Source organism: Cocleimonas sp. KMM 6892 (genome assembly GCF_035798195.1).
GTDB lineage: Bacteria > Pseudomonadota > Gammaproteobacteria > Thiotrichales > Thiotrichaceae > Cocleimonas > Cocleimonas flava.
This window is the reverse complement of sequence record NZ_JAPFBV010000011.1, coordinates 55301-70319: the sequence shown is the minus strand read 5'-3', so window position 1 is coordinate 70319 and position 15019 is coordinate 55301. Positions and strand designations below refer to the sequence as shown.

11 protein-coding genes are annotated in these 15019 nt (G+C 41.9%); 6 read left to right on the top strand and 5 right to left on the bottom strand.

From position 1 onward, the window contains the following. Positions 1-169: 169 nt before the first annotated feature. Complete coding sequence (locus OO007_RS20065) at positions 170-1129, bottom strand: hypothetical protein (RefSeq protein ID WP_325810168.1); 960 nt, start codon at positions 1127-1129, stop codon at positions 170-172. 563 nt (positions 1130-1692) lie between these two features. On the opposite strand from OO007_RS20065, the gene OO007_RS20060 reads away from it, so the two are divergent. The 5 genes from OO007_RS20060 (at position 1693) to OO007_RS20040 (ending at position 8487) form a co-directional block, all read left to right on the top strand. After that, positions 1693-4503 (top strand): valine--tRNA ligase, encoded by a 2811-nt coding sequence (locus OO007_RS20060; RefSeq protein WP_325810167.1) that lies wholly within the window; start codon positions 1693-1695, stop codon positions 4501-4503. A gap of 171 nt (positions 4504-4674) precedes the next feature. After that, complete coding sequence (locus OO007_RS20055) at positions 4675-5316, top strand: LysE family translocator (RefSeq protein ID WP_325810166.1); 642 nt, start codon at positions 4675-4677, stop codon at positions 5314-5316. A 198-nt stretch (positions 5317-5514) separates the two neighbouring features. Further along, positions 5515-6351, top strand: coding sequence for a sulfurtransferase/chromate resistance protein (locus tag OO007_RS20050; protein WP_325810165.1), 837 nt, complete (start codon positions 5515-5517; stop codon positions 6349-6351). Between the two features lie 2 nt (positions 6352-6353). Then, the gene (chrA, locus tag OO007_RS20045) at positions 6354-7730 is read left to right on the top strand and encodes a chromate efflux transporter (protein ID WP_442784354.1); all 1377 of its coding nucleotides are present in this window, start codon (positions 6354-6356) and stop codon (positions 7728-7730) included. Positions 7731-8160: 430 nt separating this feature from the next. Beyond that, entirely contained in the window at positions 8161-8487 is a 327-nt protein-coding gene (locus tag OO007_RS20040) for a hypothetical protein (RefSeq protein ID WP_325810164.1), read from the top strand. 84 nt (positions 8488-8571) lie between these two features. Here OO007_RS20040 and OO007_RS20035 read toward each other — a convergent pair whose 3' ends face one another. From OO007_RS20035 to minC, 4 genes are all read right to left on the bottom strand, one after another. Then, the gene (locus OO007_RS20035; protein WP_325810163.1) at positions 8572-9288 is read right to left on the bottom strand and encodes a lipoprotein N-acyltransferase Lnb domain-containing protein; all 717 of its coding nucleotides are present in this window, start codon (positions 9286-9288) and stop codon (positions 8572-8574) included. A 135-nt stretch (positions 9289-9423) separates the two neighbouring features. Next, complete coding sequence (minE, locus tag OO007_RS20030) at positions 9424-9690, bottom strand: cell division topological specificity factor MinE (protein WP_131906306.1); 267 nt, start codon at positions 9688-9690, stop codon at positions 9424-9426. Positions 9691-9714: 24 nt separating this feature from the next. Next, a complete protein-coding gene (gene minD, locus OO007_RS20025) occupies positions 9715-10521 on the bottom strand; it encodes a septum site-determining protein MinD (RefSeq protein WP_131906307.1) in 807 nt (268 codons plus the stop codon). 58 nt (positions 10522-10579) lie between these two features. After that, positions 10580-11323: a septum site-determining protein MinC gene (gene minC, locus OO007_RS20020; RefSeq protein ID WP_325810162.1), complete on the bottom strand. Its 744-nt coding sequence runs from the start codon at positions 11321-11323 to the stop codon at positions 10580-10582. Positions 11324-11472: 149 nt separating this feature from the next. Here minC and mfd point away from each other — a divergent pair, with 149 nt between their 5' ends. Further along, positions 11473-14991 (top strand): transcription-repair coupling factor, encoded by a 3519-nt coding sequence (gene mfd, locus OO007_RS20015; protein WP_325810161.1) that lies wholly within the window; start codon positions 11473-11475, stop codon positions 14989-14991. Positions 14992-15019 lie beyond the last annotated feature (28 nt).

Here is a 15019-nt window from a genome sequence, read left to right as displayed (position 1 = left end):
ATAATTGTCCTCTATTTCAGTAAGTATAACTAATTTAGAGTGGCTATTTTTCGTGGGGAACACGGACACATAACGCCTCGCTCAGCGGAAAAATGCGAGCGCGAGCGAGTAGTTTTTCCGATGCAGCACATTGTTAGAATTTTATGTAATATTTTCAATTAAACTTAAATTAATATTTTTTTTCAAATTGCTTTATACATTCTTTCCATAAATCAGTTTCTTCATTGCCATTTTTCACAAGTATTTTAATGTTTTTTGCTTTTTGTATAGCCTCTGTATCATCCTTTAGTCTCATTCTATATCTTCCATGAAGAATTGTATTCCATACTGTTTGAGGTCTTCTATATGCGTTTGTACTTACGCTTTTATGCTCTTTAAATAAGTGATAAAAAGCCATATTCAACAATCCGTTTACACCTAGAATACTGACAGTTTTGCTATTTATGTCACTTGCTACTTCTCGTAATAAGTGAGAATAAAAAATAGAGAGCTTGGGATCTATAATGATTTCGTCATTAATAGAAAAAGAAGGAAGAACATTAATAGTTTTATTTTTTATATGTTTATTAAAACTAGACATCAATTCTTCTGATTTAGAACAAATAGCCAATTTCTCAGAAGATTTTGAATCTCTATGCGCCATACAATTTCTTATAAGTCTAAAGTACTTTAAAGTGGGTAGATAATTCTTTATATTTTTAGTGTCCCAATTATTTCGCTCATATATATTTATAATTTTTTCATCTTCGTCCTTAGTTTTTTCATTAGCTGATTTTGTTATATCAATATTTGTTTCTTCATCACTAAAAGATTTGTACCTTGCAATCTCTGCTTCTATTCCATTTAAAAAATCATCAAATGCAGAGTACGAAGCAATTATCCCAAAATTACTGACAGAACTAAGTATTTGTTCTGTCGTTATTTCTCCAAATGACTTTATAGGTGGGTTATTCCACGAAGCGTCAGCTTCTGTAATAAGCTTACCAAGCTTATCTGGATCTTTAGACTGATCTATTGTTTTAATTGTGGAATGTAATGATGCTGATAATATTTTGATATTTACATTTATGTTCTCATGAAATAAATGATAGCCAAGAAATGGTTCTGTATTTGCATTACTAATATCCATTTCTTTTTCCTTTTTCTGTCTTTTTGAAAGTAAGACATTGCATATCTTCTATGGTTATAAATTTTTATTCTAACAGCTTATTATACAGAATGCGTTTTAACCACTGTTAAAATACCTTCCATCAAAATATATTATATTACAGTAACTTGTTGCTTTATAAAAGAAGCATAATGCCGCCAAAAAAAATCACTTATCAAAATCACTGTTCAGGTCAATGAAGAAAAACTTTCGTTGAATCTCTCACCATTGCATTTTCATTCTAATCGGTTTTCGATTAAAACGGGGCGCTCTAAGTCTCTGAAAATTCCTGATGCTACTATCACTCAGGTTTTTGATATTTTGCGGCGTTGGGTAGTAAAAAGAATATAAGACTTCCCACTTTTAGTGCTTTCTACATTAAAAAAAGTGCCTAAAAGTGGGGGGGTGTCTTTTTAAACTCAATTAAACTCATCTTTCCTGTTTTAGCTGTCTAATCACCCAACTTTCCCCTTTTTACCCCAACGCATTTCAAGCTATAATCCCGCCCCACGAACATAAACACACAACGCGGAAAGCAACACATAATGGATAAGACCTACACACCTTCAGACATCGAACAAGATTGGTATCAACATTGGGAATCTAATGGCTATTTTAAGCCTTCGGAAGATCCTGATGCCGAGCCTTATTGCATTATGATTCCGCCGCCGAATGTCACGGGCACCTTGCACATGGGGCATGCTTTCCAGGATACGATTATGGATGCGCTGATTCGTTATCACCGTATGTTGGGTCATAACACCTTATGGCAACCGGGTACTGATCATGCGGGTATTGCGACGCAGATGGTGGTTGAGCGTCAGCTAAATGCCGAAGGCAAAGACCGTCATGACTTAGGGCGTGAAAAATTCCTTGAGCGTATTTGGGAATGGAAGGAAGAGTCTGGCGGACAGATTACGCAGCAGTTACGTCGTTTAGGCGCTTCACCTGATTGGACTAAAGAGCGCTTCACCATGGATGAAGGCATGTCGGATGCGGTTACAGAAGTATTCGAGCAGTTGTTTGATGAGGACTTAATTTACCGTGGTAAACGCCTTGTAAACTGGGACCCTGTTTTCCACACAGCGCTTTCTGATTTGGAAGTATTGAATGAGGAAGAACAAGGCCACATGTGGCACTTCCGTTATCCTGTCGCGGATGACAACGGCAATGCGACGGATGATTACCTGGTTGTTGCTACTACACGACCTGAAACCATGTTAGGTGACTCGGGTGTTGCTGTTCACCCTACTGATGAGCGTTTCGCGCATTTGGTGGGCAAGAATATTTTATTACCATTGGTTGATCGTTTGATTCCGATTGTGACTGATGAACATGCCGACCCTGAAAAAGGCACAGGTTGTGTAAAGATTACACCAGCCCATGACTTTAATGACTATGAAGTTGGACAACGTAATAACTTAGAGATGATCAATATCTTCACGATTGATGCGGCTATCAACAATAATGCCCCTGAAAAATATCGTGGTATGGATCGTTACGATGCGCGTAAAGCTATCGTTGCTGATCTTGATGCCTTGGGTTTACTCGATGAAGTGAAAGACCACACATTACAGGTACCACGCGGAGATCGTTCGGGTGCGGTGGTTGAGCCTTACCTGACAGATCAGTGGTATGTGGCGATTGAAGAATTAGCTAAGCCTGCGATTGAAGCAGTCGATGACGGACGCATCAAGTTTGTGCCTGATAACTACAAGAATATGTATTACAGCTGGATGAACGACATCAACGATTGGTGTATTTCACGTCAGTTATGGTGGGGTCACAGAATCCCTGCATGGTATGACGAGAACGATAAGATTTACGTGGGTAAATCAGAAGCGGCAGTTCGCGAGAAATACAGCCTTGCTGATGATATTGCGCTGCGTCAGGATGAAGACGTTTTAGACACGTGGTTCTCATCGGGCTTGTGGCCTTTCTCTACAATCGGCTGGCCTGAAAAAACGCAAGACCTTGAGACTTTCTACCCCGGAAATGTATTGGTAACGGGTTTCGACATCATCTTCTTCTGGGTTGCTCGAATGATTATGTTCGGCATGAAATTTATGGACGGCGAAGTGCCGTTTAAAGAAGTGTACATTCACGGTTTAGTGCGTGATGGCGAAGGCCAGAAAATGTCTAAATCAAAAGGTAATGTGATTGATCCTTTGGACGTTATCGACGGAATCTCGCTGGAAGATTTACTGGAGAAACGTACTGGCAATATGATGCAGCCACATCTGGCTGAGAAGATCAGCAAAGCAACCAAAAAACAATTCCCTGACGGGATTCCTGCTTACGGTACTGATGCGTTACGTTTTACGTTTGCATCGCAAGCGTCAACTGGTCGTGATGTACGTTTTGATTTACAGCGTATCGAAGGTAACCGTAACTTCTGTAATAAAATCTGGAATGCGGCACGTTATGTGTTGATGCAGACTGAAGATAAAGATGTGGGTTTGAATGGCTCTTTACACGCTGAAGGCTCTGATCGCATTGAATTATCACTAGCTGATCGCTGGATTCTTTCTCAATTACAGAAAACTACTGCCGAAGTTACCGAGCATTTCGAAAAATACCGTTTTGATTTAGCGGCTAAAGCACTCTATGAATTCACCTGGGGTGAATACTGCGATTGGTATTTGGAGCTTTCTAAACCAGTATTGTTTAACGACGAAGGCAGTGAAGCCTCTAAACGTGGCACACGCCAGACCTTGGTTCGCGTTTTCGAAAGTCTTTTACGTTTATTGCACCCAATTATGCCTTTCATTACTGAAGAAGTTTGGCAGACAATCAAACCATTGGTGGGTAATGACAACGATACAATCATGCTAGAACCTTATCCGGTTGTAGATGAAAGCCAGATTGATCAAACTGCCAGCGATGACTTGGAGTGGGTGAAAACATTCATTATCGGTATTCGTAAAATCCGTTCTGAAATGGATATTCCGCCGAGCAAGCCACTACCTATTTTGTTACAAAACTGGACCGAAACCGATAAAACGCGTTTCGAGACCAATTCGATTTTCATTAACTCATTAGCAAAAATCGAATCAGCACAATGGTTAGCGAAAGGTGAAGATGCACCTGAATCAGCCACCGCTTTATGTGGTGATATGCAAATTCTGATTCCATTAGCTGGTCTGATTGATAAAGATGCTGAAATTGCGCGCCTAACTAAAGAAATCGAAAAGGTACAAAAGAACCTTGCCGGTGTTGAAGGGCGTTTGAAGAATCCAAGCTTTACCAATAAAGCCCCAGAAGCCGTGGTTAATCAAGTGCGTCAACAAGCTGAAGAGCAAAGTGCGGCATTAACGCAGTTGCAACAGCAATTAGAAAAGATCAAAGCTATGTAATAGCTGGTTTGGTGCCATTATGATTAACGTGTTAATCATAATGGCACCCCCCCTACTTTTAGCGTGTTTTTTTGTTTAGCTTTCTGTTCAGCTCTCTATTTAGCTTCTTGTGAATAGCATTCACTAACGAAAGTGAATAAATACATACATACATAAACAAATAGGTCCCGTATGAACATTAACGATTACTTATTCATTGTTCCGATTATTCTCGCTAATTTGCTGGGCGTTATGAGCCCTGGACCCAGCTTTATATTCATCGCACAACGTACTTTAACCACCTCTCGTAAGCATGGTCTTATTAGCGCCTTAGGACTTGGAACAGGTGCAGCTATATTTGCGATACTTTCTTGCTTAGGTTTATTTGTGATACTAGAAGCGGCACCTTTTTTATATGGTGCGCTTAAAATTTTCGGTGGTTTGTATTTATTATTTTTGGCTTATCGAATCTGGAATTCTTCAAAAGGTGATGACAGCGCTAAAAGTGGCTTAATTGACAATGGTAGGGATAAAGATATATCCATAAGTGCCTCTTATTTTCTTGGTTTAATGACTCAGCTAAGCAATCCGAAAACAGCGATTGTGATTGGTAGTATCATCATGGCTTTTTTACCTACTGAAACACCACCCTACACGTTTATCATCATTACCGTACTGATGTTTCTTAGTGACTGGGCCTGGTACAGTATTGTAGTGGTGGCGCTTTCAACAAAAAGTGCTCAGAAGGCCTATAACCGCTTCAAAAAATCTATCAATAGAGTCGCTAGTGGCTTATTGGCTTTTATGGGAGCCAAATTAGCGTTTAATTTATAGCAGACTAATTACCCATTTAATAAACCGCTTTTTCATAGTAGATATTGACGACCGTTATTCAGTTCGGCACAATGAATTCATGGGGTTGCGAACACCCCGTGAGGCGACAGCCCAAGTTTCGCATCCAAAAATCTAACTAAACTTAACTAAGCGATATTCCCTTTAAGAGAAATAGCTTAACTAGAAAAAGGATGTGTAATGCCCTCACCGACAGAAATTACTGTAGCTCAACTTTCACGCATAATCGGTACGCCCGATTCCCCGACAATCATCGATGTACGCATTGATGAAGACTTTGATGCAGACCCACGATTACTACCCACAGCCAGGCGCTGGCCCTTCGATGATATCGCTTCTCTTGCCGAATCACTTAGAGGCAAACGCGTTGTGGTCTATTGCCAAAAAGGCAAAAAAATCAGCCAGGGTGTAAAAGCCATTTTACGCGAAATGGGTATCTCAGCCGAAAGCCTTGAAGGCGGTCATTTTGCATGGCGAGACGCAGAAAAACCTTTAATCCCCTTTAACAAAATACCTTTGCACAATTCTCATGGGCGTTCTGTTTGGGTAACTAAACAACGACCTAAAATTGACCGTATCGCCTGCCCCTGGTTGATTCGTCGATTCATTGATCCTGAGGCGCAATTCCTATTCGTTGCACCCTCGGAAGTATTAGCCGTAGCAGAAAAATTCAACGCAGAACCGTTTGATGTTGAAGATGTTTTCTGGACTCACCGTGGCGATCTTTGTACCTTCGATATCATGGTAGAAGAATTCGATTTAAAAACCAAAGCACTCGATCATTTAGCCACAATCGTCCGTGGTGCAGACACCAATCAACACCAGCTCGCACCGGAATCAGCAGGCTTACTTGCGGCATCTTTAGGGCTATCGAGAATGTATCGCGATGATAACGCTCAGCTTGATGCAGGCATGTTGATCTACGATGCATTTTATCGCTGGGCGCGTGATGCAACGAATGAAAATCATGACTGGCCACAAGCAACTACTGGCCAGAAACCTGCAAAGGGGAAATAGTCATGACAGAAACGACGCTTAATAAAAAAGTCATTGATGATTCATCCGCACCGGAATCAGTCAGTCTTATGGAATCATTCTTTTACTGGTTAAAACTGGGATTTATCAGTTTTGGTGGACCTGCAGGTCAAATCAGCATGATGCATCAGGAGCTGGTTGAAAAACGCCGCTGGATTTCTAACCAGCGTTTTCTCCACGCGCTCAACTACACCATGGTTTTACCAGGCCCCGAAGCACAACAACTCGCGACCTATATCGGCTGGCTAATGCATGGGGTTCGCGGTGGAATCATGGCGGGTGTGCTGTTTGTATTACCCTCTTTATTCATACTGATTGGCCTTACCTGGGTGTATTTAGCTTACGGCAACGTACCTGCCATTGAGGGTATTTTGTACGGCATAAAGCCTGCTGTGACCGCAATCGTGTTATTCGCGGCTTACAGAATTGGCTCGAAGGCATTGCCCAATACAATATTAAAGGCAATCGCTGTACTCGCGTTTATTGCTATTTTCGTTCTGAATATTCCTTTTCCTTACATTGTTTTGTGCGCTGGAATCATCGGATACTTTGGCTCAAGAGTTTTGCCAGAGGCATTCCAGGCAGGCGGACATCACGGTGATGCGAATGCTAAATACGGCGCTGCGCTGATTGATGACAACACCCCAGCACCTGAACATGCGCGCTTTAAATGGAGTCGAGTCATTTCGTTTATGCTAATCGGCTTTATGATCTGGGCAGGCGCAATGTTGGCGTTAACCATGGCGTATGGCTGGGATGGAACCTTAACCAAGATGGGATGGTTTTTCACCAAAGCGGCATTGGTGACGTTCGGTGGTGCTTATGCGGTTTTACCTTATGTTTACCAGGGAGGCGTTGAGCAATTTTCATGGTTGACAGGTACCCAGATGATTGACGGTTTAGCACTGGGTGAAACAACCCCGGGCCCATTGATTATGGTGGTATCGTTTGTGGGATTTGTTGGCGCATGGACTAAAGAGGTATTTGGCCCAGAAATGTTACCGTGGGCAGGTGCTGTAGGTGCAGCCATCGCAGCGCTGTTTACCTTCTTGCCCTCATTTCTGTTTATACTTGTTGGTGGTCCTGCGGTTGAAGCAACGCGTGATGATTTGAAATTTACCGCCCCTTTAACGGCGATTACAGCAGCGGTGGTGGGTGTTATTTTAAACCTTGCCGTTTTCTTCGCGCTGCATGTGTTATGGCCGCAAAGCCAGAACCTGGATTTTTCTGGTCAATTTGAATGGGTTGCTGCCTTAATCGGCATTGCTGCATTTATCGCTTTGGTGAAATTCAAACAAGGTGTAATGACGGTGATCATTGCTTGTGCGCTTCTTGGACTCGCCCATCAATTTATACAGTAGCGAAAAAAAGTGCCCCTATACACGCTAAAACCTAGTATTGCTTATCAGCGAGCTAGCTTTAAGCTTTCGCATAAATATTCGGCTGAAGCCTCACCCTGCGGGTCGTCGTCACTGTGTTCCTACGTTGTCTCGGCAATACCTCGGCTGAGTTGTCCATTTCAACAAACGAAATGGCAAGCTCATGGTAAGTAAAGGGGTAGCTTTTAGATAATCCAATACTTTGTTTAGAATCGGATTTAGATCTGAATTTAGAACTGGGAAAAACGAACACTCGTTCCCCATCAATAGAACGAGTGCTCTATCACTTCCCCAAGTGATTAAAGTTCTGCAGACACAATAAAACTGCAGCCCTCCGAACCGACTATACTCATAACATATAATCAAAAACGGTAATAAGTCACATTTTATCACCTTGACTTCGAACTTCTCTATGACTCAACAAATGGAACAACTACAGGCTCTAAAAAGAAACGATATTGTAATCGCTACGGTGATTGATTCTTTAGGCGATCCGAAAATCTCTGAGATTCAAGGATATAAAGAGTACACCGCCAGTATTCGTCAGCCAGAAGTTCTGAGGGGTATGGATAGCGCTGAATTACGCGTACTAGAAGTCGATGAAGAAAATAGGAAGATAAAAGTTTGTTTTCACGCTGTGGATAAATTTAATCCAAATGTTTCAACGGGAAGAATTATTAATGTTACCTATCAGTCAATGCAAAACACGGTGTCTCAGATTTTTAGAAATCTATTTTAAACAGTGCATTTGAAACTGCATTTAGATGTTTGAAATAACTGAACAATATACAAGTAACAATGAAGCTTTGAGTAGTTAAAGCCGTTACGGTTTATATAAGGTGAGCTTTTGCAGCTCTTCAAAACTATCAGCTTTTACATCGATCATATCAAGCTCATAAAGCGTTTTACCCGCATCACCCGGCGCTAAATGCTGCACAAACCATGGGTATTTTTGATCGGATAGTTGATTCACCAGACTCACGATTTCAGTGGTGCAGTTCTTGAAAAACAAATGATATAGCTCAGGATTTTTATCGAGTTGATTGGTTCTAGCTGCTGCCACTTTAAATAAAGACTGCACCTCTGCTGGCTTTGCCTTAATCGGATAAATATAAACATCCTCATAACGCTGTTGGCGCAGGCCGACCAAGTCATTATGGCTACCCAATAAATAGATCACTTCAAATTTGGCGGTTAAACCACCGATTAACGTATAGTCTTCGCCCTGCTCTTTGCGTGCTTCAACAGAAAGACCGATAACCGTCTTATCTTTTAATTCAAAAAGGATGAATAAATGCGCAATTTCACTGATTGCCGAGAAGTGTGACACTGCCACTTTGAGAGTTTGAATATCAGATAAAGGAAAATTTAGTGTGCGATAGCCATCTTGCTCTATCTGTTTTCTCGTCTGAATAGAGTCAGCCGGTGTTTTATCGAGTTTGACCCAATCGATATCACGGAAGTTTTGTATCTCAACCTGATCTCCGCTGATGGTTACTGATGGGCTATGAGCATTACCTACAGACCAGCTATTGCTCATTGAAGGGGCCTTAACAAAATAAATCATCATGCTAACAGCGATTAAAATCACCATTAGCACAACGATATATTTAATGAATTTAAGGCTAAATGCTAAAGTTTGTTTCAATTGAAATAGTTACTTAGCATTTTTGGCTTACTTGGCGCTCTCTGGCAGGGTTATATTTAATTCCAACACATCGAAATCATCACCCTTTTCCACATTCACATTTACGTCATCGTCTGCAACGTGCACGTATTTACGGATCACCTGTACAATTTCATCACGTAACTTTGGCAAGTAGTCAGGTGATTTTTTAGATTTGTCAGCATGTTCATGCGCAATTAAAATTTGCAAACGCTCTTTAGCGAGGTTTGCCGTGTTTTTCTTTTTCTCTTTCTTAAAGAGATCAAAAAGTCCCATTGTTCTATCTCCCTAATCTAGTGGTTAACCAAACAGCTTCTGGAAGAAGCCTTTCTTTGGTTCAACATCAATAAAACGCAAAGGAACCTCTTCTCCGAGGAAACGCGCAACAACATCTTGATAAGCTTGACCAGCTTCACTGTCCTTATCCATGATTACCGGGTTACCACTGTTTGACGCTTGTAATACAGAACCAGATTCAGGGATAACGCCAATTAAAGGAACCGATAGAATTTCTACGATATCATCCATACCCAACATATCACCGCCTTCAACACGGTCTGGAGAGTAACGAGTGATTAACAGATGTTCTTTAACTGTTTTTCCATCTTCGGCTGCTTTAGAACGACTTTGCAAAATACCAAGAATACGATCAGAGTCACGTACTGATGATACTTCTGGATTTGTTACAATGATTGCTTCATCGGCAAAATAAAGCGCCATGAATGCGCCTTTTTCGATACCGGCTGGCGAATCACAGACAATGAAATCAAATTCTTTCTTTAATTCATTGATAACGCTTTCTACGCCTTCTTTACTCAAGGCATCTTTATCACGTGTTTGTGATGCAGGCAGAATATAGAGATTATCTACACGCTTATCTTTGATTAGCGCTTGCTTTAATGTCGCTTCACCGTTGATTACATTGACAAAATCATAAACCACGCGGCGTTCAACACCCATGATTAAATCAAGATTACGTAACCCCACATCAAAATCGATAACTGCCGTTTTATGGCCTTTTGCTGCCAAGCCAGCGGCAAACGCTGCGCTTGAAGTGGTTTTTCCAACACCACCTTTACCAGATGTAACAACAATTACTTTACTCAATTTCTAATCTCCCTTTTATCGATTAAGATTTTTTATTTCAATTCATTTGTTTGGCGAGTTAATGCGCCAAAGGTTCAATAATTAATTTTTCACCATCCAATCTAATCATGGCTGGTTTTCCTTTTAATTCTGTATCACTTTCATCCAGTAGTTGATAACGGCCCGCGATCGCAATCAGTTCTGCTTGTAGCGATTGACAGAAAATACGTGCTTGTTCGTTACCTCTGGCGCCTGCCAGCACCCTACCGCGTAATGGCCCATAAACATGGATACTACCATCAGCCATAATCTCTGAGCCCGCACTGGTTTGAGCGAGTACTGTCATGTCTGCATCTGCTGCGTAAACCTGTTGTCCAGAACGTACTGGACGATCGATGGTCAATGATTTAATTCCAACTGGTGCTGCCTGTGGTGCAGCTTGCGGTTGATCCTGTTGCGCCACTTCTGCTTGTTGATTTGTTTCTGCGCTTACATCACCAGACACTTCAGTCGAAGCTGTTGAGGGTCTGCTTTCGCGCATAATTGCCCAGCCTGCATCCACTAAACGGGCATTCATTTCTACAGGATTATTGCGAATTCCAACCGGAATAAAACCAAGTTCTAACAGTTTTTGTCGAAGTAATGAAAAATCTAATTGCTCAGCGGCATCACCCAAATCTGCACAATCTACAATGATTGGACTTTTCATAAAAAACTGGGGTGCTTCGTCTCTTTTTTGCTCTAGTTCAGCACAAAGTTTTTCTAAATCAAGCTCTTGCACATGCAAGACATTGAGCATTGACATCTCACCCTTTAGCTTCATATTTTCGACTCATTAGACTGGTTTAAATTACGGCGTTGATCTCGTGCATCATATACGAGACAGAATTTTTTATCATCGCTAATCTTACTTTTTAACGTTACAATTACGCGTTTTTTTTACTCCCTATCCAGCAACTATCACCTTATAAAATGCCTGTAAGTACACTACATCCGCACTACCCCGATAAAGCTTCTAATAAAACCAGTTGGAGTCAGCTTCATGGTTGCTCTCAGGACTTATTAATAGCCAATGCAGCCAAAGAATATAAGGGACTGATCGTTGTAATCACACCAGATAGTCACAGTGGATATAGTCTCGAAGCGAATATTAATTTCTTTCTTGGAAACCATACCGGCGATAAAAACAAAACGGATAACCATATTCCGGTACACATCTTCCCCGATTGGGAAACACTGCCATACGATGTGTTCTCACCGCATGAAGATTTAATCTCAGATCGACTCAAAACATTAAGCCAACTCAGTAGTATCGAACACGGTGTCTTAATTGTACCGGTATCGACTATGATGCAACGCCTTGCACCCGTCGATTATATTCGCGCCAATTCTTTAGCGTTTAAAGTCGGCGATAAACTCAATATCGAAGTGTTTCGCAGACAACTTGATGAATCGGGTTATCGCAATGTGACTCAGGTTATGGAGCATGGCGAATACAGCACCCGCGGCTCGTTGATTGATTTATTTCCAATGGGTAACGACAAACCCTACAGAATCGATTTATTCGACGAAGATATTGAAACGATTCGCAGCTTCAACCCGGAAGATCAACGCACTATTGAACAGATCCAAAAGATAGAATTATTACCTGCGCATGAGTTTCCATTAAACCCTGAAGGCATTTCTAAATTCCGCGAAAATTACAGCTTAAAGGTGGGGGGTGACCTCGCACGCAGTCAGATTTATGACAATATTAGTAACGGTAATGCACCATCTGGCATCGAGTATTATCTACCGTTGTTTTTTGTTGAAACCGCGACTCTTTTTGATTACCTGCCAGAAAAAACCTTACTGATTAATACAGACAGTACGGTCGCGGCGGCAGAAGCGTTTAATAAGTCTATCAATGACAGATACGAACAACGTCGTCACGATATTGAAAGGCCATTATTACCACCGCAGGATTTATTCCTCGATACGGAAACGCTGTTCGATAAGATTTCAGATTATCGACGTATTGAAACGCATCATTACGAACAGGCAAAAACCGCGAATAACGAAGCAACTAACTACAATTACCCCGTAAGTACGCTTCCTTCTCTTTTGATTCAAGGTCGTTCTGAAACGCCACTGATTTTACTAAACCAATTTCTGGTGCAGTTTAATAGCGAATCCAAAGGACGCGTATTATTTACCGCGGATTCCGCAGGTCGACGTGAAAACTTACTTGGCTTACTAAGGGACAACCGTTTTGATGTTTCCTCGTTTAAAAGCTGGGAAGCGTTCATCGAATCAGATGCTGAAATGGGATTAGTCGTAGCACCGATGGAAAATGGTGTCTGGATTAGAAGCAACGACAATTCTGGTCCGCTAGCCATTATTCCTGAAGCGATGTTGTTCGGACAACAGGTCCAGCAAAAACGACGTCGCCAAAAACCAACGCGTGATGCTGATACCATCATTCGAAATCTGACCGATTTAACCGAAGGCGATCCAGTCGTTCATGAAGAGCATGGTGTGGGTCGTTATCAGGGTATGCAAACACTCACCACTAGCGGTATCGAACAGGAATTTATCCTGCTAACTTACGCCAAAGGCGACAAGCTTTACGTTCCTGTCTCTTCTTTGCACCTAATCAGTCGTTATACCGGCGTAAGTGCAGAACACGCGCCATTGCATACACTCGGTACCGAACACTGGGATAAAGTACGTAAAAAAGCCGCACAAAAAGCACACGATATCGCCGCCGAATTATTAGAAATTCATGCTCGCCGTGCGGCACAAAAAGGCCATGCGTTTCCGTTTAATGAGCTGGAATACCTGGCATTCGCAGATACCTTCCCGTTTGAAGAAACACCGGATCAAGCGCTTGCGATTGGTACTGTAATCAAAGACATGACATCAGCACAGCCGATGGATCGTGTTACCTGTGGCGATGTGGGCTTTGGTAAAACAGAAGTTGCGATGCGCGCGGCTTTTGTCGCCGCCAACTCGGGCAAACAAGTGGCGCTGATTGCACCCACCACATTATTGGTACAACAACACGCGAAAAACTTCCGTGATCGTTTTGCTGATTGGCCGTTTAAAATTGGTTCTTTATCGCGCTTTAAAACAGCGAAAGAAACCAAAGCAACCATCGAACAAATGAAATCGGGCAATATTGATATTGTCATCGGTACGCATAAGTTATTACAAAAAGACATCGACTTTAAAGACCTTGGATTGGTCATCGTCGATGAAGAACACCGCTTCGGTGTGCGCCATAAAGAACAGCTAAAAAAGCTACGTGCAAACGTCGATATGCTGACCTTAACCGCCACACCTATTCCGCGCACGCTGAATATGTCGTTATCTGGTTTACGCGATTTATCCATTATTGCGACCCCACCGACGCAACGTCATTCGATAAAAACCTTCGTTCACGAATGGGATAAATCAATGATACAGGAAGCCTGTGCGCGCGAATTAGCACGTGGTGGTCAGGTGTATTTCTTACATAACGAAGTGAAAACCATCCAGAAAATGACGGATGATTTATCCGCTATTTTGCCTGACACTAAAATTCGTTTTGCCCACGGCCAGATGCCAGAACGCGAACTCGAAAGCATCATGAGTGATTTCTATCATCAACGCTTTCAGGTACTAGTCGCAACCACCATTATCGAAAGTGGTATCGATGTCCCTACTGCGAATACCATCTTGATCAATCGTGCCGATAAATTAGGCTTGGCACAGTTGCATCAGATTCGTGGTCGTGTCGGTCGCTCACACCATAAAGCGTATGCTTATTTGATTATTCCCGGCAAAAAACTGATTTCAGCAGATGCGAAAAAACGTCTGGAAGCCATCGAATCACTGGAAGATCTGGGTGTTGGCTTTACCCTGGCCTCACACGATTTAGAAATACGTGGTGCAGGTGAATTACTGGGTGATGACCAAAGTGGTCAGATTCAGGAAATTGGCTTTAATATGTACAACGATTTATTGGAGCGTGCCGTCAAAGCACTCAAATCTGGCAAATTGCCTGATCTTGATGGTCGTGAAACCCGCACTACGGTAGATCTTGGTTTACCTGCGTTAATTCCTAACGATTACCTACCTGATGTTCACAATCGCTTGATTATGTATAAACGCATTGCCAGCGCCAAAGATGCCGATGCCTTGCGTGAATTACGTGTTGAAATGATCGACCGCTTTGGACTAGTACCCGACGAAGTTAAGAACCTGTTTGAAGCAACCAGACTTAAACAAATCGCTCAAGAATTAGGCATCTTAAAACTAGATGTCGGCGAAGAAGGCGGACGTGTACTCTTTAATGAAAAACCCAATATCGACCCAATAAAAATCATGCAACTGGTTCAGAAACGCCCTTGGGAGTTCACCATTAAAGGACAGGATAAACTGTACTTTGAATACGAACCAATGATGGAGTTAGACCAGCGCGTACAATGGGTAAAAAGATTGTTTAATGATATTAAGAATGGGGAGTGATTTATATTAAGTCACCCCCCTACTTTGA

What these genes read in the sequence shown, in the direction of transcription:
- OO007_RS20065 (WP_325810168.1), bottom strand. Translation starts at nt 1,129, where the DNA reads ATGGATATTAGTAATGCAAATACAGAACCATTTCTTGGCTATCATTTA.
- OO007_RS20060 (WP_325810167.1), top strand. Translation starts at nt 1,693, where the DNA reads ATGGATAAGACCTACACACCTTCAGACATCGAACAAGATTGGTATCAA.
- OO007_RS20055 (WP_325810166.1), top strand. Translation starts at nt 4,675, where the DNA reads ATGAACATTAACGATTACTTATTCATTGTTCCGATTATTCTCGCTAAT.
- OO007_RS20050 (WP_325810165.1), top strand. Translation starts at nt 5,515, where the DNA reads ATGCCCTCACCGACAGAAATTACTGTAGCTCAACTTTCACGCATAATC.
- chrA (WP_442784354.1), top strand. Translation starts at nt 6,354, where the DNA reads ATGACAGAAACGACGCTTAATAAAAAAGTCATTGATGATTCATCCGCA.
- OO007_RS20040 (WP_325810164.1), top strand. Translation starts at nt 8,161, where the DNA reads ATGACTCAACAAATGGAACAACTACAGGCTCTAAAAAGAAACGATATT.
- OO007_RS20035 (WP_325810163.1), bottom strand. Translation starts at nt 9,288, where the DNA reads ATGAGCAATAGCTGGTCTGTAGGTAATGCTCATAGCCCATCAGTAACC.
- minE (WP_131906306.1), bottom strand. Translation starts at nt 9,690, where the DNA reads ATGGGACTTTTTGATCTCTTTAAGAAAGAGAAAAAGAAAAACACGGCA.
- minC (WP_325810162.1), bottom strand. Translation starts at nt 11,323, where the DNA reads ATGAAGCTAAAGGGTGAGATGTCAATGCTCAATGTCTTGCATGTGCAA.
- mfd (WP_325810161.1), top strand. Translation starts at nt 11,473, where the DNA reads ATGCCTGTAAGTACACTACATCCGCACTACCCCGATAAAGCTTCTAAT.